Consider the following 24,733-nt stretch of genomic DNA (forward strand, 5'->3'; position numbering starts at 1 on the left):
TCCCTCACCGGGTCGCCCGGCCGCCCTTGGACAGCGACACGCTCACGTCGGCCCGCTTGATCAGCCGGTACGCGGGCACCGGGCTGCTGCTGACCGTCTCCTTGTACAGCACCGCGGCCCGGCCCTTCAGATACGCCCGCCGCGGGGTGTCGTCCGGGTGGGTGAACTGGATGACGGCGTCGTGCCGGCCGAGGCTCACCGGCTGGTGGACGTACCCGAACCGGAACGGCCCGACCGGCTTGCCGCGCAGCCGCCGGGCGACGGTGTCGGCCACGTACTGGGCCGTCGGCATCCCGCTCTGGCAGGTGCCGTGCAGCGGCCCCCACGGCATGCGCACGGCGGCCGCGTCACCGACGGCGTACAACTCCGGGTGGGACACGGACCGCAGGGTGCGGTCGGTGACGATCCGGCCGCGGTCGTCGACCTCGATCCCGGCGTCGGCGGCGAGCCGCGGCGCGCGCACCCCGGCCGTCCACAGGCAGACGCCGGCCGGGACCACCTCACCCGTCGCCAGCTCGACGCCGTCGGGCAGCACCTTGGTGACCGCGGCGCCGGTGCGCACCCGCACCCCGAGCCGGTCCAGCGCCCGGCGCAGATGCGCGCGGGCCCGCTCCCCCATCACGGCGCCCGGCTCGCCGGTGCCGATCAGGGTCACCGTGAGCGCGGGATACGTCTCCGCGATCTCCGTGGCCGCCTCCACACCGGTCAGCCCCGCGCCGCACACCGCCACCGTGCCCGCGCCGGCCGCCGCGAGCGCGCGCAGCCGCCCGGCGAGGGCGAGGGCGGAGTCCCGGCCGCCGAGGGTGTGGGCGTGGGCGTCCGCACCGGGCACCCGGCTCGTGTCGGGGCCGCTGCCGAGGGCGTACACGAGCGTGTCGTACGGCAGCACCGCCGCGCCCCCGTCCACGGTGACCGTGCGGGCGGCGGTGTCCAGCGCGGTGGCGGTGCCCCGGACGAAGGCGACGCCGGTGCCGGCGAGCAGATCGGGGATGCGGTGGTCGGCGAGTTCCTGCCCGGCGGCCAGCTGGTGCAGGCGCAGGCGCTCGGTGAAGCGGTCGGAGGGGTTGACGAGGGTGACGCGCACGTCGGCGCGGCGGGTGCGGCGGGCCAGTCGGAGGGCCGCCAGCATGCCGGTGTAGCCGGCGCCGAGGACGACGATGCGGTGCTCTGCGAACTGATCCTGGTGCGACATGGTCCCTCCCGGGTCCGGGCCACGGATGCGGTGACGCCCAGGGGACAGGACAGAGCCTACGGATGTGACACCCGCCGGATGTGACCGGCGCCACAGATGTCAGGGCGCTGACGCCAGGCCACCGATTCCGGGACCACGGTGTGGGCCGAAGGAGTGCCGCCATGTATGTCGGGGCTGCCCCGCCGACCAGGGGCAGCCCCGCTGCAGCCGCCGGGGGGAGGCCTGCGCCGGATGCCTGCCATGACAGCCGTGGGGGATCCGACCACTGTCGGCACCCGCGCGCTCCGTCCCCTCGGCGGCTTCCTCCAGGCTGCCGTGCCGGGCGGGCACCGCGCACCGCGGACCGGGCAAGATCCGTATACCTACTCCCGCCAGGCCCGGCCGCGCGCAGGCCCGCCCCCTACCTAGGTAGCCGTCCCGGTCACCGCCGGGATCTCCGTGCGCGAGCCGATCCGCAGCTTGGCGAGGATGTGCTCGACGTGCGCGTCGACCGTCCGCTTGGAGATGACCAGCCGCTCGGCGATCTCCCGGTTGGACAGCCCCCGCGCGACCAGCGCGGCGACCTCCCGCTCCCGCCGGGTCAGGACGGCGTCCGCGGCCTGCCCGTCCGCCGGCTCCCGGGGCCGGGGCGGCCGCCGCGGCTGCGCGCCCGCCTCCGGTTCGTCGGCGTCGGCGCGCACCGCCCGCAGCACCTGCCGGCCCGACATCCGCGCACCGGCGTCCCGCAGCCGGCCGAAGTCGTCCTCGCCCAGCGTCGCCCGCACCGCCTTCTGCACCCGCTCCTGCTCCTCCAGCAGCCGCGGCAGCATCGCCACCGGGTCCCCGCCCAGCCGGCGCGCGTGCTCGGCGTACCCGAGGAGCCAGCACGCGCGCGCGTGCCGCCCGCGCCGCGCTTCGTACCAGGCGAGACCCAGACAGGCCAGCGCCGCGACCAGCACCTCCCCTATCTCGCTGGCCGCGTCCAGGGACCGCTCGAACAGCGCCGCGCTGTCGTCGTGCTCCCCGGCGAGCGAGAGGATCAGCCCCTGCACCGCCAGCGTGGAGGCGTAGATCTGCCGCTCGCCGGTGCCCTCCAGATGCGCCAGCCCCGTCGCGCACAGCTCCAGCGCGCCCACCATGTCGCCGAGCACGGCCCGCAGCAGGGCGCCCTCGTAGTGCACGACCCCGATGCCGAGCGCGTCGCCGGCGGCGAGGATGCGCTGCCGGGCCCGCTCCAGCTCCGCCAGGCCCTCCTCGACCGAGCCGCCCAGCGCGGTCAGCGCGCCCAGGTACGCCTCGGCGAACAGCTCCACCCGCCGCTCCCCGGCCCGCCGCGCCACCGCGTGAGCCTGCGGGAACCGCTCCAGCGCGGTGTCCAGGTCGGCCGTCCACACCCCGAAGACCCCGGTCATGAACAGCCCCCAGGCCCGCTCGGGGCAGTCCTGCGGGGTCAGCTCCAGCGCCTTGTCGATCCAGTACCGCCCCTCCGACAGCGTTCCCGCGGCCCGCCAGTACGGCCCGAGCCGCGCCGCCAGCAGCAGCGCCCGCGGCGCCCGGGCGGCCGTGGCGCACCCGTACTCCAGGGCGGCCCGCACATCGGCGACCTCCCGCCGCACCGCGCGGTGCAGGGCGACCTGGGAGGGGCCGACGAACTCGTCCCAGAACCGGGTCACCAGCCGCTCGTAGCGGTGGAAGTGCCGCTCTGCCACGGCGCTCTGGTCGTCCGTCAGGGACAGCCGTCCGCGCCCGTACTCGCGCAGGGTGTCCAGCAGCCGGTAGCGGGCGCCGTCCTCGTCGTCGTCGAGCCGCTGCACGACCGACTTGTCCACCAGCCCGACCAGCGCCTCCACGACCCGCTCGGCGGGCAGCCCGCTGCCGGCGCAGACCTGCTCGGCCGCCGCCAGGTCGAACGGCCCGGCGAAGACGGACAGCCGGGCCCACAGCAGCCGCTCGCGCGGGGTGCACAGCTCGTGCGACCAGTCGATGGCGGTGCGCAGCGTCTGGTGCCGGGTCAGCGCGGTGCGGCGGCCGCCGGTGAGCACCTCGAAGCGGCGGTCGAGACGGGCCACCAGGTCCGCCAGCGGCAGCGCGCGCAGCCGTACCGCCGCCAGCTCCAGGGCGAGCGGGATGCCGTCCAGGCGGTCGACCAGCGCGAGCGTGCGTTCGCGGTCCGCGTCGGTGACGCCCTGCCCGGCGGTGACGGCGGCGGCCCGCTGCAGGAAGAGGTCCACCGCGTCCTCGCGGGGCAGCGGGGCGAGCGCGAGGCAGTGCTCACCGGGCACGTCCAGCGGCTGCCGGCTGGTGGCGAGCACGCTCAGCCCGGGCACCTCGCGCAGCAGGATGTCGCAGAGCGTCGCGCACGCGTCGACCAGGTGCTCGCAGGTGTCGAGCACGACGAGCATCCGGCGGCCGCGCAGATGCTCCACGACGGCGTCGAGCGGGCTCATCCCGGACTGCTCGGGCAGCTCCAGCACCCCGGCGAGCGTCGCCGGCACCAGTTCGGCGTCGTGCACCGCCGACAGCTCCACCAGCCGCACCCCGTCCGGGAAGCGGGCAGCCGCCTCCCCGGCCGCCCGCAGCGCCGTACGGCTCTTGCCGACGCCGCCCGGACCGACCACGGTGACCAGTCGCGTCTGCCCCAACGCCTCCTGAAGGGCCGCCAGTTCGCGGGCCCGTCCCACGAAACTGGTCACCTCGGCGGGGAGTTGACCACCGCGCCGCTGACCGAATCCGAAACCCATACGACTCCCGTGCGGTACCGCTGCCGGACTGGTCACAGCGTAGGCACACGGACGCGCACGGTGAACGCCGCACGTAGGCACACCGCCCGGTCGGAGGACGTACGGCCCCTAGGTATCGCCCGAAGCGGTGGCGGCGCCGTACAGCCGTCCGAGGGGTGAGCCGGCGCCCGGAGTGGACGTCAGGCCATCCAGAAGAAGACGGCCGTCATGCGCTTCTCCTCCAGCGACCGGCCGTGGTAACCGGTCGCGCTGTGCACGAGGTTGGCGTGGTACACGAGCAGTCGGTTGTACCGGTGCGGGACGCGGACGTCCTCCTCGAAGTGGTCCGGGGGCACGAACCGTGTGCCGAGGGCCTCGACGAGGTTGGCGTGCGGCGCCTGGACGATGTTCCCGCCGAGCCGGCCGCCGGGCAGGGACTGCCGGTAGAAGGCGGTACCGCACCCCTTGGGCACGGCCGGGTTGAGGTACAGGACGGCGGCGTACCGGCACAGCGCGCGGGAGTCGGTGTGCGGCCGGGGCTCGCTCTCGCCCTCGCCGACGACCTGCACACAGTTGTGGTTCAGGGTGCCGCCGCCCGGCGCCCGCTGCACCCACAGCTCCTTCGCCCCGGTCGCCTGCCGCACCCGCCTCTCGACCACGGCGAGCTCGTCGGGCGCGAGACCGGGCATGGTGCGCAGGCCCGGCCAGGTCTCGGAGGTGTACGGGTACCCCTTGACCCAGTCGTCCCGCCCGAGGACCCGTTCGCGCACGGCGTCGGGATCGGGCAGGACGTCGTCGAAGACCCAGTAGTCGCGGCCTTTCGTGGGCTTGCGGTACGGCAGGACGGGCAGCGGGACGGACATGCGGCCGAATGTAGGGGCGGCCCCGCTCTGGACTCTCCCGAGGAAGAGTCAACGTTTCGCCAACGTACGGCCGCCCGCCCGGCGTTACCTCCGCTTACGTCACGGTGATGCGGATCTGCTCACTCGCCGCGCTCACCCCGTTGAACGTGGCGGTGGCCTGCAGCCGCCCGGCACCGGCGGGCAGATCGGTCCCCGGGACGCACGACCAGGTGCCGCCGGGTGCCGTCGCCGTCGTCGAGCACACCTCGTCCTCGTTCTGGTCGCGGACGGTGACCTGGGCGCCCGGGTAGGCGGTCCCGGCGATCGTGGGCCGCCGGCCCAGCGGGACACCGGCCAGGGGCTGCGTCAGCGCCGGGTCGGGCAGCCCCACGGTCACCGTGCAGGCACCCTGGTCGCGGCGGGCGCCGGCGGCGTCCGTGACGACCATCGCGCAGCCGCTGAGCCGGGTGCCGGGGACGGCGGTGGCCGGCACGGAGAGGACGAACGGGAAGGTGCGGCCGAGCCAGGGTCCGGGTTCGGCGGCGGTACCGGTGGCACTGCCCGCGCCGGTTCCGGTTCCGGCTCCGGTTTCGGTTTCGGTTCCGGTTTCGGTTCCGGCTCCGGTTGCCGTTCCGGTGAAGGTGTAGCTGCCGGTGCCGCCGTCGGCCGCGACCGCCCCGCGGTAGACGCCGTCGACCAGGGGCGTGGCGGTCACCTCGGCCGGCTGCGGTGCCGTCAGCGTCAGCCGGGAGCCGGCGCCGAGGGCCGGGCCGCCGTATCCGGCGACCTCCAGCAGGCCCTGGTGGCCGGGGACGATGGTCACCGAACCCCACAGTTCCCGGCCCTCGGCGGGGGCGGGGGAGGTGGCGAGGACGGTCAGCAGCAGGGCCGCGGAGCAGGCGAGGGCGGCGGGCAGCGGGCGGGGGCGTCTCATGGTGGCGCGGGCTCCCTGTACGAGTGGTCGGGTCGGTCCCCCGCGACGCATTCTTCCGCCTTGCCGCTCCGCTGCCCCGCGATGTACGCCCGTCCGCGTGACGGCGACGTGCCACACCGGCGCGCAGCTACGTAAGGGGTGGCTGCAACCCCCTAGGGGCGCGGGGAACTGCGCGATCAGCCCACCACTCACCCGCACCCGGCAGTGAAGGCGTAGCCCCTTACTCCTTCCCCCGCTTTTCGTCGTCCACGATCTCCGCGTCGACCACGTCGTCCTCCCCCTTCGCCCCGGCGGAACCGGACCCGGAGCCGGACTCTCCGGAAGCGGACTCGCCGGCGGTGCCACCCTCCCCCTGACCGCCGGAGGCCCGCGCGTACATCGCCGTACCGATCTTCTGCGCCGCCTGGGCCGCCTTGTCGATCGCCTGGCGGATCTCCCCCGTGTCCTCGCCCTTCAGCTTCTCCTTCAGCTCCGCCAGCGCCTCCTCCGTCTCCCGCCGGGCGTCCGCCGGGATGTTGTCGGGGTTGTCGCGGATGAGCTTCTCCGTCTGGTAGACGAGCTGCTCCCCCTGGTTGCGGGTCTCCGCCGCCTCGCGCCGGCGCCGGTCCTCCTCGGCGTGCTGCTCGGCCTCCCGCACCATGCGGTCGATGTCGTTGCGCGGCAGCGCCGACCCACCGGTGACGGTCATCTTCTGTTCCTTGCCGGTGCCGAGGTCCTTCGCGAAGACGTGCATGATCCCGTTGGCGTCGATGTCGAACGCCACCTCGATCTGCGGCACGCCCCGCGGCGCCGGCGGCAGCCCCGTCAGCTCGAACATCCCGAGCTTCTTGTTGTACGAGGCGATCTCCCGCTCCCCCTGGTAGACCTGGATCGTCACCGACGGCTGGTTGTCCTCCGCCGTCGTGAAGATCTCCGAACGCCGCGTGGGGATCGTCGTGTTGCGTTCGATGAGCTTGGTCATGATGCCGCCCTTGGTCTCGATCCCGAGGGACAGCGGGGTGACGTCCAGCAGCAGGACGTCCTTGACCTCGCCCTTCATCACTCCGGCCTGCAGCGACGCGCCGACCGCGACGACCTCGTCCGGGTTGACGCCCTTGTGCGGCTCCTTGCCGGTGAGTTCCTTCACCAGCTCCGTGACGGCCGGCATCCGGGTCGATCCGCCGACCAGCACCACGTGGTCGATGTCCTTGACGGAGATCCCCGCGTCCCGCACCGCGTTCTGGAACGGCCTCCGGCAGCGCTCCAGCAGATCCGCCGTCAGCTGCTGGAACTGCGCCCGCGTCAGCTTCTCGTCCAGATGCAGCGGCCCCTCGGCGGAGGCGGTGACGTAGGGCAGGTTGATGGTGGTCTCGGTCGACGACGACAGCTCCATCTTCGCCTTCTCCGCGGCCTCCCTCAGCCGCTGCACGGCCATCTTGTCCTTGCCGAGGTCCACGCCGTAGTGGTTCTTGAAGGTGGTGACGAGATGGTCGACGATCCGCTGGTCCCAGTCGTCACCGCCGAGGTGCGTGTCCCCGTTGGTGGCCTTGACCTCGATGACGCCGTCGCCCATCTCCAGCAGCGACACGTCGAAGGTGCCGCCGCCGAGGTCGAAGACGAGCACCGTCTGGTCGTTCTCCTTGTCCAGCCCGTACGCGAGCGCGGCGGCCGTCGGCTCGTTGATGATCCTGAGGACGTTCAGGCCGGCGATCTCCCCGGCCTCCTTGGTCGCCTGGCGCTGGGAGTCGTCGAAGTACGCCGGCACGGTGATCACGGCGTCGGTGACGTCCTCCCCGAGGTAGGCCTCCGCGTCCCGCTTGAGCTTCTGCAGCACCCGCGCGGAGATCTCCTGCGCGGTGTACCGCTTGCCGTCGACGTCCCCCTGTTCCGGGAACCGCCAGCCGTGATCGCCCACGTGCCGCTTGACGGACCGCGCCGTGCGCTCCACGTTGGTCACGGCCTGCCGTTTGGCCACCTCGCCGACCAGCACCTCGCCGTTCTTGGCGAAGGCGACGACGGACGGGGTGGTGCGGGCGCCCTCCGTGTTGGTGATGACGGTGGGCTCACCGCCCTCCAGGACCGAGACCACCGAGTTCGTGGTGCCGAGATCGATTCCCACCGGACGCGCCATCGGGCTCTCCCTCCTCGGGTGCCGCAGCTGCGGGGATACGCCTGGTTCACCTGGTTCACCCCATTTTCCTGCATCCGTCGTGAGCAGGTCGCGGTCGGGGAAGATTTTTCCGGCCGCTCCGAACACAACCCGCCGTCCCTGCGTACTCCTGTCCGTACGTCCCTGCGACCGGACACCGACAGGAGGCATGGTGCGACTCTCGCGGAACGCGACGGGAACCCTCTTCGTGGGCGGCGCCCTCGGCCTGACCCTCGTGGCGCTCGCCTATCCCGCCATGCTGGGCGTGCAGACGGTGTCCAGCGACACCTCGCGGGTGATCGCGAACACCCAGTGGGGGCCGCTCACCGAGGGCGACCGCGACTTCGTGGTGAAGGTGCGCGCGGCCGGCCTGTGGGAGTATCCCGTGGGCCAGATGGCGTTGAAGAAGAGCACCGACAAGGCGGTCCTCACCGCCGGGCGGCACCTGATCGACGGGCACGCGGCGCTGGACATCACGTGCCGCCGTATCGCGCCGATGCTGAACATCACACTGCCCAACCTGGCCAGCCCCCAGCAGCAGGGCTTCATCGCCACCCTCAACGCGGACACCGGCCGGCAGTTCGACTCCGACTTCGCCAACATCCTGCGCATCACCCACGGCTCGATCTTCAACACGATCGCGAAGGTCCGCTCCACGACGAAGAACACGCTGGTGCGCGCGCTCGCCGACCAGGCGAACGACACCGTGCTGGACCACATCACGGTCATGGAGAAGACCGGTCTGGTCAACTTCGACCAGGCCCTCTTCCAGCAGACCGCCCCGCCGAAGCTGCCCTCGACCGACGTCACGCCGCCACCCCCGGCCGCGGGCCAGCCGCAGGTGGTGCTGCCCCCGCCGCCGAACGCGACGTCCACACCCGTCGCCCTGCCCGGCGACCCGGCGCCGAGCCCGACGGTGCGCTAGCGCGCCGACCTCCGGCGGCCCGGCCGACGCCGCCGCCGACCGGGCCGCCGGAGGCCGTCAGCTCGTGTCGGCGGCACACTGCGCGAGCAGCGCCCGTACGTCCTCGTCGACCACCCGGTAGCGGACGATCCGGCCCTCCTTCTCCCCCGCCACGGTGCCGGCCGCCCGCAGCAGCCGCAGGGCCTGCGAGACGGCCGGGTCGTTCATCCCGGTCGCGATCGCCAGGTCGGACACGGCGAGCGGGCCGGTGCGGTGCAGGGCGAGCAGGAGGGCGAGCCGGTTGGGGTCGGCCAGCAGGGAGAAGCGGTCGGCCCAGGCACGCACGTGAGCGGCGTCGCCGATGGCGGCGATGGCGTCACAGACGCGGTGGCCGTCGATGGTCCGGCGGTCGGCGCGGTCGGGGGGCACGAGGTGCATGCCGGCATTCTCCCGCCCCGACCCCGACCCCCGGCGCGCGGGCCCGGCGCGCGGCCCCCACCTCGTCCGCCCCGCCCGTAGGCACCGGAAGGCGGACCGGGCCCCGGGAGGCGACCCGGACCCGGGCAGCAGGCCTCAGGAGATGACCCGGACCCGGGCAGGAGGCCCGGTCGCAAACCCCCAGGGGCACCCCCGAAGGTGCCCCGCCCCCCTCCCCCAGGGGTACTCCCACAACCACCCCGGACGTGACCCGCGCCCCCTCTCCTCTGTGATCTTGGATACCTGCTCAGCTGTGCAGCTATGCAGAAGAGGTCCCGGACCCCTACCGTGGGCGGGCCGTGGTGTTCGGGAAGTCGGTGTGGAACCGACGCGGCCCTCGCCACTGTGATCGGGGAGTTCACGTCCCGTCCGGCCGTGTGCCGGGCCACTGGTCGTACGACCGGGAAGGCAGGGACGACGGACGCACGACCCGTCAGCCAGGAGACCGGCCACGGCAGCTCACGAAGTGATCCACGAGGTGCTGGAGCGTGACCGGATGACCCTGCCCGACCCTGCCCCGACGACCGCCAAGGCCCAGTTCGCCTGGCGCCGCGAGGACACCCTGAAAACGGCCGGCCTGATGGCCGTCATCGCGGCACTGCACGTCGTCGCGTTCGGGATCCTCTTCCTGCTCGTCGTACCCGGCCACTACGAGGTCGGCTCCAAGGCCTTCGGCATCGGACTCGGCGTCACCGCCTACACCCTCGGGGTGCGGCACGCCTTCGACGCCGACCACATCGCCGCCATCGACAACACCACCCGCAAGCTCATGGCCGACGGCAAGCGGCCGGTGTCCGTGGGCTTCTGGTTCGCGCTCGGGCACTCCAGCGTGGTCGTCGCCCTCGCCGTGATGATCGCGGCGGGCACCCAGCTCGCCGACCGGGTCACCAATGAGGGGTCCACCACCCACCAGGTGCTCGGCTTCCTCGGCACGACCATCGCCGGCGGCTTCCTCTACCTCATCGCCGCGCTCAACCTGGTCGCCCTGGCCGGCATCCTGAAGGTGTTCCGTTCGATGCGGGCCGGCACGTACGACGAGACCGAGCTCGAACGCCACCTGGACTCGCGCGGTTTCATGAACCGCTTCCTCGGCCGGCTCACCCGCTCCATCTCCCGGCCGGGCCAGATGTACCCGCTGGGCTTCCTGTTCGGCCTCGGCTTCGAGACCGCCACCGAGGTCACGCTGATGGTGATGGCCGGCTCGGGCGCGGCGGCCGGACTGCCCTGGTACGCGATCCTGTGCCTGCCGCTGCTGTTCACGGCGGGCATGTGCCTGTTCGACACCCTGGACGGCACGTTCATGAACTTCGCCTACCAGTGGGCGTTCTCCAACCCGGTGCGCAAGGTGTTCTACAACCTCGCCATCACCGGCCTGTCCATCGCCGTCGCGTTCGTCATCGGCACGATCGAGCTGGTCGGCGTGCTGCACGACAAGTTCGACCTGCACGACGACGTCACCGGCTGGATCGCCGGGATCGAACTGGACAGCGTCGGCTACCTCATCGTCGCCCTGTTCGTGCTGGTGTGGGCGGTGGCGATCGGCTACTGGCGGATCGCCAAGGTGGAGGAGCGCTGGTCCCCGCCCTCCGCCACCACCGCCGCCGACTAGGGGGTGTCGGGAGAGTCCCTCAGCGCTCCACCGTGTCCAGGTACAGCTTCACGTAGCGGTCGACGTCGACCTCCAACGCGACGTCGACCAGCGGCTGTTCACGGGCGCCCTCGTGGATCTCGGACTCGCCCGGCCGGGGGCGCCGGTCGACGATGGTCTGTCCGCGGCCCGGCCCGGGGGCCAGCGACACCTCCACCGGCAGGGGACGGGTCGTCAGCCCGGCCGGGTCGGCGACCGCGCACACCGCGCCCGCGTCGCCGAGCCCGCCGGCCTCCTCGGCCTCCGGGGCGCCGCCCTGCGTGGTCGGCCGGTGGGCCAGCAGCTCTCCGGCCAGCCGGGTGCCGGGCTCGCCGCTCCCGCGCATCCGGTGCACGTCCGTGGCCGGCACCACGACCCGCATGAACACGTCCAGGCCGTACATGGTGATCGGCACGCCGGCGCTCAGCAGGATCGCCGCGGCCTCCGGGTCGTGCCAGACGTTGAACTCGGCGACGGGAGTGGCGTTGCCGGTGGTGACCGCGCCGCCCATGAAGACGATCCGCTCGATGTTGCGGGTCACCTCCGGGTGGGTGCGCAGCAGCAGCGCGATGTTCGTCAGCGGCGCGGTCGGCACGAGGGTGACCGGGCGGGGGCTGGCGAGGATCTCGCGGCGCAGCAGCGTCACGGCGTCCACGTCGGCGGGACGGCGGGTGGGTGCGGGCAGCCCCAGGTCGCCCATGCCGTCGCTGCCGTGCACGTGCCGCGCGGATCGCGCCGGCTCGATCAGCGGCCGCTCGGCGCCCCGCGCCACGGGGATGTCCGGCGCCCCCGCCTGCTCCAGCACGGTCAGCGTGTTGCGGACGACCCCGTCCACGTCGGTGTTCCCCGCGACACAGGTCACCGCGCGCAGGTCCAGGCCGGGATGGCGTACGGCGAACAGCAGGGCGAGCGCGTCGTCGACGCCGGTGTCGCAGTCGATGATCACAGGAATGGGCTGACCGTCCACCAGAACTCCTTCCGTCCCCTCCGACGATAGGCGCCCGCCCCCACGAACCCGGCTCCGCCACCCGCACGGGCCCTCTCGGCCCGGCACGCCACCCCCGCCCGGCCGCCGAGCCCGCCGTACCCCCGGCCGCCCAGCGCGCCGTACCCTCCCGGCCGCCGGGCGCCGCCGCACGACCGGCCGCCCAGCCCGCCGTACCCCCGGCCGCCGGGCTCGCCGTGCCTCAGGCGACCGGGCTCGCCGCCCGCGTCCTCAGTCCCACAGGGCCGCGCCGCGGGACCGGGTCGCCGCGAGGGCCTGGTCCAGGAGGACCGGCAAGGGCACGGGGGACGGGCGGCGGCCGTCGCGGAGGCGGACCGAGAGGTGGCCGCCGACGGCCTCACGGGGGCCGATCACCGCCTGGTACGGCACGAGACGGGCCGCCCTGATCCGCGCCCCCAGGGTGCCCTCCTCGACGGCGGCGACCTCGGCCCGCACCCCGGCCGCCCGCGCCTGGGCCAGCACCTCCCAGGCCCGCTCCTCCTGCGCCGCCGCCACCGGCAGCACGACGAGCTGCACGGGCGCCAGCCAGACCGGGAAGGCGCCGCCGTGCTGCTCCAGCAGGTGCGCCACCACGCGTTCCACGCTGCCGATGACACTGCGGTGCACCATCACCGGCCGGTGCCTCGCCCCGTCCGCGCCGACGTAGGACAGGGCGAACCGCTCCGGCTGGTGGAGGTCGATCTGCACGGTGGACAGGGTGGACTCGCGCCCGGCCCCGTCCGCCACCTGCACATCGATCTTCGGGCCGTAGAACGCGGCCTCGCCCGGCGCCTCCTCGTACGCGATGCCCGCCTCCGCCAGCACCCGGCGCAGCATGGCGGTCGCCCGCCGCCACAGCCCGGGGTCGGCGACGTACTTGCCGCCCTCGCCGGGCAGCGACAGCCGGTACCGGGCGGCCCGGATGCCGAGGTCGGCGTGGGCGCGGGCGATCAGCTCCAGCGCGCCGCGGGCCTCTGCGACGGCCTGGTCGAGGGTGCAGAAGATGTGCGCGTCGTTCAGCTGGATGGCCCGCACCCGGGTGAGCCCGCCCAGCACCCCGGACGGCTCGGACCGGTACATGCCGCCCAGTTCGGCGACCCGGTACGGCAGTTCCCGGTAACTTCGGCCGCGGGAGCGGAAGATGAGCGCGTGGTGCGGGCACAGGCTGGGCCGCAGCACCACCTCCTCCGCGCCCAGGCGCATCGGCGGGAACATGTCGTCGCTGTACAGGTCCCAGTGCCCGGAGATCTCGTACAGCTCCCGTTTGCCGAGGACCGGCGAGTACACGTGCCGGTAGCCGGCGGCGCGCTCCACCTCGCGGACGTACTCCTCCAGGGTGTGCCGCACGACGGCCCCGTCGGGCAGCCAGTACGGCAGGCCGGCGCCCATCAGCGGATCGGTGCCGAACAGGTCCAGTTCACGGCCGAGGCGGCGGTGGTCGTGCTCGTGCATGGCGGGCTCCTCCTGGAATCGGACGGGACGAGCCCCCGTACGCGAAAGCCCCGGGGCACCCGCCCCGGGGCTTCGCGACTTCTGCGGTCGGCTGTCAGCGCGCCGGGACACTCTCCGGCGTCGTCGTCTCCACTGCCTGCGCGCGCTGCATACGGCGACCGTAGCCAAGCCGCGGTCCCGGCGCGAACGGTTTTGCCGCCCGGACGGTCGCGGACGTTCGTGTCACCGGGAAGGTCGCGAACGTTTTCGTCGCCCGCCGGTCGCGGACGTCTTTGTCGCCCGGACGGTCCTGTGCGCTGGTCGCCCGGCGATCACGGTGCTGACCTGGAGCCACGCAGCACCGCCCGCCCCCAGGAGCCCCGATGCGCCGACCGCCGCTGACCGCCGTCCTCGCCCTGACGCTCGCCGCCGGTGCCCTGCCGGCCGTCACCGCCTGCTCGGGCCGCTACCTCGACATGGACGAGGAGGGCGCCCGCACCCCCGCCGCGTCCTCCGCCGCCCCGGGCCGCAGCACCCCGGCGGCCCCCGGCACCACGCCCGCGCTCACCGCCGCTCAGGCGCAGGCGGTCCTGGTCACCGAGGCCGACCTCGGCCCGGCGTGGACGCCCACGCGGGGCGCGGCGACCTGGCGGGACGGCATGCTGAAGACGACCGGCGCGCCCGCCGACTGCGCCCGCTTCCTGAACGCCCTGTACGCCGACGAACTCCTCGGCTCGCCGGTCCGTGCCGTCACCGGCCTCGACAACACCGACACCGGGGCCCAGTTGCGCTACCAGGTCGCCGCCGAGCCGCGCGCCGACGTGGACCGCACGCTCGCCTGGCTGGCGACGCTGCCGGGTACGTGCGCGCGGTTCACGGCCACGACGGGACGCGGCGTCGCGCAGGACGTCCAGGTGTCGGAGGCCGCGCTGCCGGTGGTGGGGGACGCGCGGCAGGGGCTGCGGGTGACGGTGACGGCGCCTCCGGCGGACGGGGCGGAGGAGCCGGTGGTGCTCACCCTCGACGTCGCGGTCGTCCGGCAGGGGGACGACGCGTTCACCCTGACCAACGGCGGACTGGCCGACGTACCGTCCGACGCGACCCAGGTCGCGGTGCAACTGGGCGCCCTGCGGCTGGCGGAAGTACGGAAACAGGGACGCGCGCAGGTGTGAACGCCGTGGGGGTCGGAGTGGGGTGACCGCACGCCCCTCAGGGGCGCGGGGAACTGCGCGACCGGCCCACCACCCGCCCGCCCCCGCCCGCACCCGCCCGTGATCAGGGACCCACCTGTTCAGACGCCGAGGGTCAAAGAGGGGGATGGGCCGGCGCAGGCCCCAGCGTGGTGGTGCCGGGAGCCGTCCGGTGCCCGAGCCCCGTCCGGTACGCGTCGAGCGCCGCCTCCACCCGCCCGGTACGCCGCAGCAGATCCCCCAGCAGCCGGCACAGATCCGCGAGGTCGCCCGCCGCGCCGGCCCGCTCCAGCAGGCTCAGCGCCCGCACATAGTGCTCCTCCGCCGCCTCCGTGTCCCGCCCGTCCTCGGCGATGATGCCCAGCAGCCGGTGCGCCGCCGCCGCGTGCACCGCGCCCCGCTCGCTCGACAGGTCGCCCAGCACGTCCCGCAGCAGCGCCGCCGCCTCCTGCGAGCGCCCCCGCCGGTGCAGGACGTCGGCCAGCTCGACGGCGACCTGGCTGCTGTACAGCCCGGCCCGCCCCGCCGTCAGCATGGCCTGCGCCTCCCGCAGCTTCGCCTCCGCCTGCTCCAGCCGGCCGTTCTGCGCGTACACATAGCCGCGCATCCAGTGGCAGTTGGCCAGCTCGGTACGGATCTGCAGCTGCCGGTACAGCTCGGCCGCCTTGCCCAGCGAGGCGTCGGCCTCGGCGAGCCGCCCCTCGGCGAGCAGGGTGCGCGCGACGGACCGGTGCATCCGCGCCACCAGCGCGGGGTCCTCCACCCGCGGCGCCAGCGCCAGCGCGAACTCCGCGGCCTGCGCGGCCCGTGCCTGCGCGCCCAGGTCCATGTACGGCCCGATCACCGACGCGTACAGCAGCAGCAAGGCGTCCGGATCGTGCAGTCCGGCGCGGTTGAGCTCGTCGAGGGTGGACTCCAGCAGGTAGACGGCGTACCGCAGTTCACCGGCGAGGTAGTGGGTCACCGCCCGGCCGCGCACGGCCGGCGCCCGCGCGGGCAGCGGCGCGTCCGCGAGCCGCGCCTCGGCCCGCTCGAAGAACCCGCGCGCCGCGGCGAGGTCGCCGGTGTCGATCCCGCACTCGCCGAGCCCGAGCAGCGCCTCGGCGGCCATCTCGTCGAGCCCCTGCGCCTCGGCCTCCTCCAGCAGCGCCGCGTACTGCCCGGCCGCCGGCTCCGCGTCCCCGCCGGCGAGGGTGCGCTGCGCCTCGGTGAGCCGCAGCCGCAGATCGGTGACGAGGCGGGCGGACCGCCCGGTCGCCAGTTCCTCGAAGGTGACACCGAGCCGTTCGGCGATGTGCCGCAGGGCCGCGTCGGAGGGCCGGACCCGGCCGGCCTCCAGCGTGGAGATGTAGGCCGGCGTGTACGTCGGCTCGGCCAGCTGCCGCTGGGTCAGCCCCCGCCGGCCGCGCAGCCGCTGCACGCGGCGCCCGATGACGTCGGGCGCGTCGCGTTCCCGTGCCCCGCCGCCGCGCCCGTCCCCGGTCCCCACCGACCCCATCGCCGCCCCAACTCCCCCGAGTCCTCTTGCCGTTGGCCTGCCGCGCCCCTAGGTTAAACGGCGGATTAAACGTGCTTAACACGCCGCTGTCATCGCCCGCCTGCGAGGTTGCCGTGCACGTCCGCCCCTCCGCACGCCACGACCAGCATTCCGCGCTCCCCGAGCCCCGCCCGGGCGGTGCCGCGCCCGTGACGCGGGGCGTCGCCGCCGCCGTACTGGCCGTCGCGACCCTGATCACGGCGGCCAACGTGTGCCCGGCCCGCGCGGCGACCCACGCGCCCGCGTCGATCGTGCAACAGCAGCCGGGCCACCCCTGACCCCTGCGTTTGCGACCGGGGTGACCGCACCCCGCTCAGGGGCGGGGGGAACTGCGCGACCAGCCACCCGGCGTCCCGCACCCGGCATCGACCCCGCACCCACCCCTACAGGCGCCGTACGGCTCACGGCAGCTCGCGCGTGAGCGCACGGTTCAGCGACTCCGCCAGTTCCTGGTCCGTAGGCGACGACGAGGTCCCGCCCCCGGGACCGACGTCGTACAACGGCCCCAACACGGTGATCAGCGAACGCGACACCGCCCCGTACAGCGGCGTCCGCGGCCGCTGGACCGCCGCGGACAGGGCCGGCAGCAGGATCTGGCGGTGGTAGCTGAGCCCGCCGAGCCGGTCCGGCGGCGTGCGGCCGGCGCTCTCACCGGTCGGGGACGCCGACGGCGACTCCGCGTACACCGGGGCGTGCGTGCACACCGCCGTGTCCTCGTACGCCGACGTCCGCGTCGCCGCGAATCCCGCGCGCAGCAGGCACCGCTCGCTGTCCGGGTCGGTCAGGAAGCGGATCAGGTCGTAGGCGCGGGCGGCCCGCTCCCCGTTCGTCGACGAGGTGACCGCCAGGTCCTGCCCGCCCAGCACCGCCTTCCCCGGCAGCCGCGTCACCCCGAGGTCGCCCTTGAACGTCTCGTACAGCGTCGGGTACACGTACGGCCAGTGCCGCAGGAACGCCGTGCGACCCCGCGCGAAGTCGTCGAGGGAGCGGGACTCGTCGGACGTGTAGGCGTCCCGGAGCGTGTACGCCGTGCCGGTGCGCCGGCGCAGTTCGCCGATGCCGGCGGCGAGCTGCTCCTCGGTGCCCCGGTAGCGCCCCCGGTCGTCGGTGATCCGGAAGTCGCCGACGGCCGACGCGAACGCCTCGATCGCGTTGACGGTGCGCCCCTCGTAGCCGTCCAGCTGCGTGGTCCAGCCGGCCTCGTACCCGGCGGGCCGCTTGCGGTTGAGCGCCTCGATGAGCGCCCGCAGCTCGTCCCAGCTGACGCTGGTGCCGAGGTCGCTGCGCCCGCTGACCTGGGCGAGCTGGTCGCGCCGGTAGTACAGCAGTCCGACGTCGCTGTTGAACGGCACCGCGTACCGCTCACCGCCCCAGAAGGCCGTGGCGTCCACCGACGACACCAGGTCGTTCCCGCCGGCCACGGCCGTGCCGGGCAGCGGGCGGATCAGCCGGGCCGCGGCGAACTCCGGCACCCATGTCACGTCCAGGTTGACCACGTCGTACGACGCGCTGCCCGACTGCAGGGCGCCGAGCAACTGGCTGCGCTGGGCGTCCGCGGAGCCGGGCAGCTCCACCAGGCGGGCCTGGTAGCCGTCGGCGGGCTGGGCGCGGTTCCATGCGTCGATCAGCTGCTGCCGTATGCCGCCCTTGCCGGTGACGTCCCGCCCGCTGGCGACCACGATCCAGCGGGACGACGAACCGGCGGGCGGCGCGTCCTCCTGCGTACGGCCACCGCCCGTGCAGGCCGCGACGGCGAGCAGGGCGAGCACCGCGGCCACCCAGCGCAGCGGACCGAGTCGTCGCAGCGGCCGGGGCTGTCGGCGCAGCGGCCGGGGCTGTCGTCGGAGCGGTCCGAGTCGTCGGAGCGGCCGGAGTCGTCGGAGCGTCCGGCTTCGTCGGCGTCTCATTCCTCCCCCGTCCCGGTGCGCGCGACCTCGTCGTGCAGGGCCGCCCCGAGGTCGTCCCCGGGGTCCAGGCAGCGGCCCGAACTCGCCGCGGAGATCCGCGCGTCGGGCCGGCCGCCGTCGCAGCCGCCGGTGGCCAGCGACACCATGGCGACCGGGACGCCCGCGGTCCGGGCCCGCTGGAGGACGTCGTCGAGGGCGCGCCCCGTCAGCCGGGTGTTGTCCTCGTCGTCGGTGAGATAGACGATCAGCTGCGGCCGCTGGTCGTCGGTGCCGCGCCCGTGCAGGAACGCCAGCGCGTCCAGCAGCGCCGCGTGCGGATCGGCCTCGGCGTCCCGCACCCGGGCGCTCCCGCCCGGGTCGAGGGCGCGTACGGCGTCGGCGCGGCGGTGGGTGCCGAACGGCAGCAGGTCGGTGTGGGTGCGGCCGGAGGTGCCGGCCACCGCCCACACGCCGTACTCGTCCTGGTCGCCGAGCCCGCCCAGGGACTGCTTGAGCAGGCCGGGGCCGCCGCTGGGTCCCTCCCAGGTCCGGGCCATGGAGCCGGAGCTGTCGAGCAGGAACAGCACCCGGCCGGGGCCGCCGACGCTGCGGTAGCGCTCCAGGGCCGCGTTCATCGCGGTGGCCTCCGCCGTTTCGTGCGGCATCGCGGGGTCGGTGCGGACGCCGGGCGCCGCCGGGCCCGGGCCGAGCAGGCGGTGCGGGGCGTCGGCGGAGCGGAATCCGTAGGCGCCGAGGACCCGGCGGCCGCCGTCGCCGCTCAGCCACTCGTGGAACCGCTTCACCGCCGCGTCGCGCGCCTGCGCGTCCTGGTCGCCGTCCTCCCAGCGCACCCGGACGAACGTCGGCTGCAGGGCGGGCACGTCGTCGGGGTACTCGGCGACCCGCCGCGCACGCACCATCTCCGACGCGCAGCCCACGCCGCTCTTGAGCAGGAACTCCGGGGCGAGCACGGCGCTGCGGGCGTCCTGCGCGGGGTCGTAGGGCAGCGTGCACAGCAGCTCGCCGGCGGTCGGCGAGGGAGGACCGGCCTGCCCGACGGACCGCTCGGCGGACCGGGCGTCGGCGCCCTGCGCGTACATGCCCATCGTCGCCAGCAACCCGGTGTCGGTGAACTCGGGGTCGGGCCGCAGCACCTGCGGCCGCCCACCCCGCGCCTCGAACGCGGCGACGAGCCGCGCGAGCGAGCCCTCGCCTCCGGCGCTGGCGGTGACGGTCTCGTCGGTGGACGTGGCCCCAACCCAAGCGGCTGGCGTACGACGGACGTTCGCGCTCCCCGCCCGGATCGCCCCGGCCGCCCCGGCCACTCCGGCCGCACGGGCGGACGCCCTCCGGGTTCCTTCGGTCCCTGCGGACGGCCTCCCGGTCCCGGCGACCCCCGCGCCCCCGGCACCGCTCCCCGCCCCCGTGACCTGCGCCCCGGCACCGCTCCCCGCCCCCGTGACCTGCGCCCCGGTGACCTCCGCCCCCGTGGCTCTCGTTCTCGCCCCCGTGACGCCCGTCCCGGCTCCCGGCGCCCCCGTCGCCGTCGTGCCGCCCCCGGTGGGCACCGCGAGGACCACCGGTGAGTAGGCGAGCGGGGCGCCCATCGGCTGCAGGTGGGCGAAGACCCGGGGCTCCTGACCGGCCGTCACCCGTGTGACGTCGGCGGAGGATGCCGGGATCCACACGTCGGGCTGCGGTCCGATGTCGCGCTGCGGATCGTCGTCGTCGCGCGGCTGCTGCCAGGCGTCCGTGCGGTCCCGCAGCCCGGCGACCGCGTCGGCCGCGCCCGCGCTGAAGACGGTGATGCCGGTGCGGCGGCAGCCGTCGCCGTCCGTGTCGGCGTCCGAGACGAGGTAGGCGTCGGCGGCCGCGGACAGCGCCGGTTCCAGGTCGGGATCGGTCAGCACGCGTAGTTCCAGCGGCGGGGCGCAGGGCGCGTCGTCGATGATCAGGACGGCGACGGCGTAGCCCCCGGCGGCCATGGCGGCGAGCGCGAGCACCAGGACGAGCAGGAGCCGCAGCCTGCGCCGCAGCCGGTCCATCGTGTCGTGCAGGAACGCCACGGCCGTCCGTAACACTCCCCGCCAGCCGGTGCGGGGCACGGGCCCGGGGCCGACCGCGCGCAGCAGGACGTCCTCGCCGGGCTCCCAGACCGCCTGCGGGTCCTGCGGCTCGTCGCTCGCGGTGGGGACGCGCGCCTTGCGCATCCGCTCCTTCAGCGCGGGATACAGCTCGGACAGCCACAGCTCACCGCCCCCGCCCGCGTCGCCGTCACCGCCGTCCCCCTCGCCGCCCCCGTCGCCGGACTCCTGGAGCAGCCGTACGAGGTGCCGGGTGAAGGGGGTGGCCCGGCGGCCGTCGCCGCGGTGGATGAGCCGGTTGGACTGCACGCTCATCAGCAGCAGGATCTTCTGCCGGTCGCGCGGCTCGAAGCGGTGCCAGACGCCGGCGGCGTTGCCGGCGTAGCAGCAGTCGAGGATCACCACAATCCGCTCGGCGTTGCCGGCGGCGAGTTCGGCGAGCACCGCGGTCATCTGGACGGCGCCCGGGAACGCCTCCTGCTTGCCGCGCGCCACACGGGCGTTGCGCATCTGGAGGAAGAGTTCGTCGCCGTAGCTGGTGACGATGCCGTGCCCGGCGAAGTAGAGCAGCAGCAGCCCCCGCGCGTCCTGCGCGGCCCGCCGTACGGCCGCGACGAAACCGTCCTGCGTCGGCGAGGCGCACTCGACGATCTCGCCCTCGCGGAAGACGCCGCCGCGGTGCAGGGCCTCGGTGAGGGTGGTGCGGTTGTAGCGGACGCCGGGCAGCTGTCCGGGCACGCCGTCCGGCGTGTCGGCCTTGGTGTGGTCGTACTCGGACACGCCGACGATCAGCGCCCGGTTGGCCTTCCCCCGCGGGTCGAAGCGCACGGGCCTAGTCCTCGTCGGGATCCAGCGGTTCCACCAGGGTGCGTGGGGGTTCGCCGTCCTCGACCCGGCGGCGGTTGTCCTGCCAGGCCCGGACGGCGCGCTGGGTGTACTCGGCCAGCGTGGCGACGGTGGTCACGTCCCCGAGGATCTGGAGCACGACCTCCCAGGCGGAGCCCATGTGCTCGCCGCCCGCGTCCCCGGGCCGCACCTCGATGCGTAACGTCCCGCCGCGCACCATGGCCTGCAGCGGCTGTTCGTGTTCCAGCCACGCCTGCAGCGCCCCGGCGTCGGTTCTGCTCGCGCTCGCGTCCAAACTGACGCGCACGCCTGCCCCGGCCCCTGCGTCCCCCTCAGCCATGTGCCACATCATGACACCGGCTCAGGTGCGGAAGGGAGACCTCGGACGAACCTCGCACACCACCGCGTACGGCTCGCACAACGTCGCGAACGACTCGCTCACCGCCGCGAACGACTCGCTCACCGCAGGCTCACACCCGGGACGGGAGCTCGCTGCGGCCGTCCAACTGCCGCAGCTGGCCCAGGATGTGATTGAGGGCCCCCTCGCGCCGGCCGGGCACACGGCCCCGTACTTCGGCGAGCGCGGCACCGAGGTCGCGGGCCTGGTGCGGGTCGCGGATCGACGCCCACTGGTGATGGGCGCGGTCCACCGCGGCCTCCACGGCGGGCGCGTCGGGCGCCTGCCCGGCGGCGAGCCGCGCGGAGGCCACCGCGAGCCAGGTGCGGCAACTGCGCACCGGGTCCCCGGCGAACATCGCCAGGTCGGCGCGGACCTCCGTCCAGTGCAGCGCCTCGTCCGAGCCGGGGCCGTGCGCGCGCTGCGCCGCCTGCTCCCACTGTGCGGCGAGCAGGTCGGCATCGGCGTGCCGTCCCTCGCGCACGGCGGCACTGACCGCGGCGTGCGGGTCCCCGGCGCCTGGCCCCGGGGTGCTCAGCACCAGGTCCGGCAGCGGCCCGTCGGCGGCGATCCGGGCGAGCGCCAGCTGGTGCAGCTGCTCCAGCGGCGGCCGCCGCCCGCTGCGCAGGATCGTCGCCACGGCCTTCATGTACGCCGGTGCCGCCACGCTGCGCCGGCCGGGAGGCGGGGCGATGCGACCGTAAACGGCGGTGCCGCGCCCGGAGTCGAGCGGCGAGGTGTGCAGCCACTGCCAGGACTCGGCGTCGGCGTGCAGGTCGACCACGAGGGTGGTGCTGCCGCCGGCCCGCAGCCGCAGTTCCTCGCGGAACCAGTGCCAGGGGAAGGCGGTGTAGCGCACGCTGGCCGCGGTGGTGCGGGCGAGCGCGAGGTGGGGCAGGCGCTGGCGCCGGTCCAGCTGGAGCTGCCCGGTGACGAACACGGTGAGCGGCCCCGGCGCCGCCGCGGCGGCCCGCAGCCGGGTCAGCACGGCCTGCGGGTCCAGCGGGTCGGCGAGTTCGACGACGTTCGCGGTGTCGGTGCCGGCGAGCACGGCGGGCGGCACGGCCGCCAGGACGGGGAGCACGGACGCCGCGTCCACCAGACATCCCCGCCCCATCGGTGAGGCCGCGAGCAGCAGCACGGTTCCGGCCATGGGCCGCTCCCCCCTGACGACGGTCGTGGATCACGTACGGCAGCACGGTAACGGCTGCGGCTGCAAAGGGGGACCGCGGGACGGCGAAGACCGGCCGGTCGGCGTGGGGCGGTGGCGGCGCGCACGGCGCCGGTGACGGTCCCGGGTGCCGGCGCCGTAGGGCGGGCGCGGGGCGGGTCGGACGGGGCGGTCGGCGCGGGTCGGGCGGGACGGTCGGGAGCCCGGCCAGGGCCGTGACGGTGGGCAACCTGGCCAGTACCAGGCAGGTGGGCAACCCGGCCAGGGTCAGGACGGCGCCCTGAGTCGGAGCGGTGCGCGCAGCCCCCGGCCTTCGAGCGGTGCACGCAGCCCCCGGCCGACGAGCGGGCGGGCTGCCCGCGGTCTACGAGCCGGGCGCGCAGCCCCCGCCCGTCGATGGCGGCCCCGGGTCCCCACCGCCCCGCTCGTCGCCGCAGGCGTCAGCGGTGCCGGCGGACCGCGAACACCGTCGTGTCGTCGGCCAGGTGGCCGCCGCAGTGCCGCAGGGTCGCGTCACGGACGTGGGCGACCAGGCGGTGCGGGTCGGTGGTGCGCGGGTCGGCGACGACGACGCGGGCCAGGTCGTCGCTCAGCGGATAGAAGCAGCCCGTGTCGTCGCGGGCCTCGGTCACCCCGTCGGTGACCAGCAGCAGCGTCTCGTCGGCGGCCAGCGGCACCCGCCGCACCTGCGGCGGCGCACTGGTGAGGTCGCCCAGGCCGAGCGGCAGGCCGTCGCCCGCGGGCAGCGAGCGCACCCCCGCCCGGCCCACCACCAGGGGCGGTTCGTGACCGAAGAGCACCAGGTCGACGGCGTCCGGCGCGTCCGGCGGGAAGGCCAGCAGGACGGCCGTGGCGAAGCGGTCGCCGTCCCCCCGGCCCAGGGCGGCGGTGTGGCCCCGGTGCCGCACCATGCGGGTCTCCAGGCGCCGGGCGACCGTCACCAGGTCCGGCTCGTGGAAGCCGGCCTCCCGGAACGTCCCCAGCAGCGCGGCCGCCGCCTCCACCGCGCCGAGCCCTTTGCCCTGCACGTCGCCGAGCAGCACGCGCGTGCCGTGCGGGCCGGGCTGGATGTCGTAGAAGTCGCCGCCGACCCGGGCCTCGGTGTCCGCGGCGAGATAGACGGCGGCATGGTCGAGGCCGCCCCAGGACGGCGGCAGCGGCCGCAGCACGGTACGCCGGGTGGTGTCGGCGATGTGCCGCATGTGCAGCATCCGCCGCTCGTCGCGCACCCGGACCGCGCAGGCCAGCGTGGCGAGCACCCCGCCGACGGCGACCAGCACGAAGTCCGACAGCCCGGCCTGGAACTGATTCGGCCACGCGCTGTCCACCAGGACGTAGGTGATGAGCGCGAGCACCGCGAACACGGCCGTCCCCCACACCCCGCAGATCGCCGCGGCGATGCCGGGCACCAGCACGATCCAGGAGACGATGCGGAACTCGCCGGGCGTGTTGACGTCCACGACGGCGATCGCCACGAGCAGCAGCAGCGGCGGCACCCAGGCCACGCTGCGGCCCCGCACCTGCAGCAGCTGGTGCCGGTGCACGACGCCCCGCCGCCCCGCCCGCGGATAGCGGACACGCAGCCCGGGCCCCTCACCGCCGCCGTCCGGGCCGCGCCCCGCAGAACCGCCGTCCGGGCCGCGCCCCTCACCGCTGCTGTCCGGGCCACCGCTCACGTGCCCCAGCGAAACACGGGCCCGCGCGGCTCGCATCAGCGTCGCCGGCGGGGGCACACGTCGACTTGCCGGTGGCCCCCGCCAGGTGTGCTCTGGAAGGCGGGGGCGAGGAGAGAGAGGAGCGCTCTCATGGCTCATGCGGCACCCGCGCCCGGCAGCGGCCGTTCGCGCGGCCTGGTCAGCACCCGATTCGGCGCGGTCCGGCCCGGCCGGGCCCCGAACATGCTGCCCGACGTGTTCAGCGAGAGGGTCCACACCCTGGTCCGGTACGGCTTCCCCGTCGTCCTCGGACTCGTCTACGGCTACTGGGCCGCGGCCAACCGGCGGGAGGGCGGGCCCATCACGGGGTGGAACGTGCTGTTCGGCTTCGTGACCGCGCTGGTGTTCATCGTGCTGTGCATCGCCGTGGCCCTCTACGCCCCGCGGCTGCCGCGCGAACTGCACTCGGCCGTGAAGTCCGGCTTCGCCGGCGCGGCCATCGGCTTCCTCTACAGCCAGAGCGAGCAGAGCGTCCTGCGCTCGATCGCCCTCGGCCTGGTGACCGGAGCGGCCATCTACGCGGTCTTCTTCTACCGCTTCTACACACGAGAGGACGCAGAAGGCAACCGCATCCGCTGACCGACAACTGCCGCAGCTACGGCCCAGCCGCGGCCCGTAGCTGCGGACAGTCGTGCCGCCGGGGCTGCGCCCACCCGGTCATGCGTAGCTGCGGGCAATCGTGCCGCCG

Annotated in this window: 19 protein-coding genes and 1 riboswitch; of the genes, 5 read left to right on the forward strand and 14 right to left on the reverse strand. The window is 74.7% G+C overall.

Going from position 1 to position 24,733, the window contains the following annotated elements; genetic code table 11:
* Positions 1-4: 4 nt before the first annotated feature.
* From ACF1AL_RS23265 to dnaK, 5 genes are all read right to left on the reverse strand, one after another.
* On the reverse strand, positions 5-1,192 hold the full coding sequence (locus ACF1AL_RS23265) for an NAD(P)/FAD-dependent oxidoreductase (RefSeq protein WP_391827190.1): 1,188 nt from the start codon (positions 1,190-1,192) through the stop codon (positions 5-7).
* A 404-nt stretch (positions 1,193-1,596) separates the two neighbouring features.
* Positions 1,597-3,912, reverse strand: a complete 2,316-nt coding sequence (locus tag ACF1AL_RS23270; protein WP_391827192.1) for an ATP-binding protein — start codon at positions 3,910-3,912, stop codon at positions 1,597-1,599.
* 179 nt (positions 3,913-4,091) lie between these two features.
* Complete coding sequence (locus ACF1AL_RS23275) at positions 4,092-4,754, reverse strand: DUF6445 family protein (RefSeq protein ID WP_384201588.1); 663 nt, start codon at positions 4,752-4,754, stop codon at positions 4,092-4,094.
* Positions 4,755-4,848: 94 nt separating this feature from the next.
* Entirely contained in the window at positions 4,849-5,667 is an 819-nt protein-coding gene (locus ACF1AL_RS23280) for a carboxypeptidase regulatory-like domain-containing protein (protein WP_391827194.1), read from the reverse strand.
* 220 nt (positions 5,668-5,887) lie between these two features.
* Positions 5,888-7,777 carry a molecular chaperone DnaK gene (gene dnaK, locus ACF1AL_RS23285; protein ID WP_391778094.1) on the reverse strand — a complete coding sequence of 630 codons (1,890 nt, stop codon included), beginning with the start codon at positions 7,775-7,777 and terminating at the stop codon, positions 5,888-5,890.
* A gap of 226 nt (positions 7,778-8,003) precedes the next feature.
* On the opposite strand from dnaK, the gene ACF1AL_RS23290 reads away from it, so the two are divergent.
* A complete protein-coding gene (locus ACF1AL_RS23290; protein WP_366835436.1) occupies positions 8,004-8,720 on the forward strand; it encodes a DUF4142 domain-containing protein in 717 nt (238 codons plus the stop codon).
* A 57-nt stretch (positions 8,721-8,777) separates the two neighbouring features.
* Here the strand turns inward: ACF1AL_RS23290 and ACF1AL_RS23295 are convergent, their stop codons facing one another.
* Entirely contained in the window at positions 8,778-9,137 is a 360-nt protein-coding gene (locus ACF1AL_RS23295; protein WP_391701216.1) for an ArsR/SmtB family transcription factor, read from the reverse strand.
* A 322-nt stretch (positions 9,138-9,459) separates the two neighbouring features.
* A riboswitch (cobalamin riboswitch) is annotated at positions 9,460-9,645 on the forward strand.
* A 27-nt stretch (positions 9,646-9,672) separates the two neighbouring features.
* Between ACF1AL_RS23295 and ACF1AL_RS23300 the strand changes: the two genes are divergently transcribed.
* Complete coding sequence (locus ACF1AL_RS23300; RefSeq protein ID WP_384201576.1) at positions 9,673-10,785, forward strand: HoxN/HupN/NixA family nickel/cobalt transporter; 1,113 nt, start codon at positions 9,673-9,675, stop codon at positions 10,783-10,785.
* A 19-nt stretch (positions 10,786-10,804) separates the two neighbouring features.
* Here the strand turns inward: ACF1AL_RS23300 and ACF1AL_RS23305 are convergent, their stop codons facing one another.
* Both ACF1AL_RS23305 and thrS read right to left on the reverse strand, forming a co-directional pair.
* On the reverse strand, positions 10,805-11,770 hold the full coding sequence (locus ACF1AL_RS23305) for a nucleoside hydrolase (protein ID WP_391658837.1): 966 nt from the start codon (positions 11,768-11,770) through the stop codon (positions 10,805-10,807).
* A gap of 249 nt (positions 11,771-12,019) precedes the next feature.
* Positions 12,020-13,240 (reverse strand): threonine--tRNA ligase, encoded by a 1,221-nt coding sequence (gene thrS, locus ACF1AL_RS23310; RefSeq protein WP_391827196.1) that lies wholly within the window; start codon positions 13,238-13,240, stop codon positions 12,020-12,022.
* Positions 13,241-13,602: 362 nt separating this feature from the next.
* On the opposite strand from thrS, the gene ACF1AL_RS23315 reads away from it, so the two are divergent.
* Positions 13,603-14,391 carry a hypothetical protein gene (locus ACF1AL_RS23315; RefSeq protein ID WP_391827198.1) on the forward strand — a complete coding sequence of 263 codons (789 nt, stop codon included), beginning with the start codon at positions 13,603-13,605 and terminating at the stop codon, positions 14,389-14,391.
* Positions 14,392-14,524: 133 nt separating this feature from the next.
* Here ACF1AL_RS23315 and ACF1AL_RS23320 read toward each other — a convergent pair whose 3' ends face one another.
* The gene (locus ACF1AL_RS23320; protein ID WP_391827200.1) at positions 14,525-15,907 is read right to left on the reverse strand and encodes a helix-turn-helix domain-containing protein; all 1,383 of its coding nucleotides are present in this window, start codon (positions 15,905-15,907) and stop codon (positions 14,525-14,527) included.
* Between the two features lie 188 nt (positions 15,908-16,095).
* On the opposite strand from ACF1AL_RS23320, the gene ACF1AL_RS23325 reads away from it, so the two are divergent.
* The gene (locus ACF1AL_RS23325; protein ID WP_391701207.1) at positions 16,096-16,224 is read left to right on the forward strand and encodes a hypothetical protein; all 129 of its coding nucleotides are present in this window, start codon (positions 16,096-16,098) and stop codon (positions 16,222-16,224) included.
* A gap of 123 nt (positions 16,225-16,347) precedes the next feature.
* On the opposite strand, the gene ACF1AL_RS23330 is transcribed toward ACF1AL_RS23325, so the two are convergent.
* The 5 genes from ACF1AL_RS23330 to ACF1AL_RS23350 form a co-directional block, all read right to left on the reverse strand.
* Positions 16,348-17,724: an extracellular solute-binding protein gene (locus ACF1AL_RS23330; protein WP_391827202.1), complete on the reverse strand. Its 1,377-nt coding sequence runs from the start codon at positions 17,722-17,724 to the stop codon at positions 16,348-16,350.
* Between the two features lie 125 nt (positions 17,725-17,849).
* On the reverse strand, positions 17,850-20,744 hold the full coding sequence (locus tag ACF1AL_RS23335; RefSeq protein ID WP_391827204.1) for a caspase family protein: 2,895 nt from the start codon (positions 20,742-20,744) through the stop codon (positions 17,850-17,852).
* 4 nt (positions 20,745-20,748) lie between these two features.
* Positions 20,749-21,102 (reverse strand): hypothetical protein, encoded by a 354-nt coding sequence (locus ACF1AL_RS23340; RefSeq protein ID WP_386415269.1) that lies wholly within the window; start codon positions 21,100-21,102, stop codon positions 20,749-20,751.
* Between the two features lie 130 nt (positions 21,103-21,232).
* Positions 21,233-22,312 carry a hypothetical protein gene (locus tag ACF1AL_RS23345; protein WP_391827206.1) on the reverse strand — a complete coding sequence of 360 codons (1,080 nt, stop codon included), beginning with the start codon at positions 22,310-22,312 and terminating at the stop codon, positions 21,233-21,235.
* Between the two features lie 458 nt (positions 22,313-22,770).
* Complete coding sequence (locus ACF1AL_RS23350; protein ID WP_391827279.1) at positions 22,771-23,874, reverse strand: PP2C family protein-serine/threonine phosphatase; 1,104 nt, start codon at positions 23,872-23,874, stop codon at positions 22,771-22,773.
* A gap of 261 nt (positions 23,875-24,135) precedes the next feature.
* Between ACF1AL_RS23350 and ACF1AL_RS23355 the strand changes: the two genes are divergently transcribed.
* Positions 24,136-24,624: a hypothetical protein gene (locus tag ACF1AL_RS23355; RefSeq protein ID WP_366835326.1), complete on the forward strand. Its 489-nt coding sequence runs from the start codon at positions 24,136-24,138 to the stop codon at positions 24,622-24,624.
* Positions 24,625-24,733 lie beyond the last annotated feature (109 nt).

Source organism: Streptomyces sp. NPDC014801 (assembly GCF_043082085.1).
Lineage (GTDB): Bacteria > Actinomycetota > Actinomycetes > Streptomycetales > Streptomycetaceae > Streptomyces.

What these genes read in the sequence shown, in the direction of transcription:
- ACF1AL_RS23265 (WP_391827190.1), bottom strand. Translation starts at nt 1,192, where the DNA reads ATGTCGCACCAGGATCAGTTCGCAGAGCACCGCATCGTCGTCCTCGGC.
- ACF1AL_RS23270 (WP_391827192.1), bottom strand. Translation starts at nt 3,912, where the DNA reads ATGGGTTTCGGATTCGGTCAGCGGCGCGGTGGTCAACTCCCCGCCGAG.
- ACF1AL_RS23275 (WP_384201588.1), bottom strand. Translation starts at nt 4,754, where the DNA reads ATGTCCGTCCCGCTGCCCGTCCTGCCGTACCGCAAGCCCACGAAAGGC.
- ACF1AL_RS23280 (WP_391827194.1), bottom strand. Translation starts at nt 5,667, where the DNA reads ATGAGACGCCCCCGCCCGCTGCCCGCCGCCCTCGCCTGCTCCGCGGCC.
- dnaK (WP_391778094.1), bottom strand. Translation starts at nt 7,777, where the DNA reads ATGGCGCGTCCGGTGGGAATCGATCTCGGCACCACGAACTCGGTGGTC.
- ACF1AL_RS23295 (WP_391701216.1), bottom strand. Translation starts at nt 9,137, where the DNA reads ATGCACCTCGTGCCCCCCGACCGCGCCGACCGCCGGACCATCGACGGC.
- ACF1AL_RS23300 (WP_384201576.1), top strand. Translation starts at nt 9,673, where the DNA reads ATGACCCTGCCCGACCCTGCCCCGACGACCGCCAAGGCCCAGTTCGCC.
- thrS (WP_391827196.1), bottom strand. Translation starts at nt 13,240, where the DNA reads ATGCACGAGCACGACCACCGCCGCCTCGGCCGTGAACTGGACCTGTTC.
- ACF1AL_RS23315 (WP_391827198.1), top strand. Translation starts at nt 13,603, where the DNA reads ATGCGCCGACCGCCGCTGACCGCCGTCCTCGCCCTGACGCTCGCCGCC.
- ACF1AL_RS23320 (WP_391827200.1), bottom strand. Translation starts at nt 15,907, where the DNA reads ATGGGGTCGGTGGGGACCGGGGACGGGCGCGGCGGCGGGGCACGGGAA.
- ACF1AL_RS23340 (WP_386415269.1), bottom strand. Translation starts at nt 21,102, where the DNA reads ATGGCTGAGGGGGACGCAGGGGCCGGGGCAGGCGTGCGCGTCAGTTTG.
- ACF1AL_RS23345 (WP_391827206.1), bottom strand. Translation starts at nt 22,312, where the DNA reads ATGGCCGGAACCGTGCTGCTGCTCGCGGCCTCACCGATGGGGCGGGGA.
- ACF1AL_RS23355 (WP_366835326.1), top strand. Translation starts at nt 24,136, where the DNA reads ATGGCTCATGCGGCACCCGCGCCCGGCAGCGGCCGTTCGCGCGGCCTG.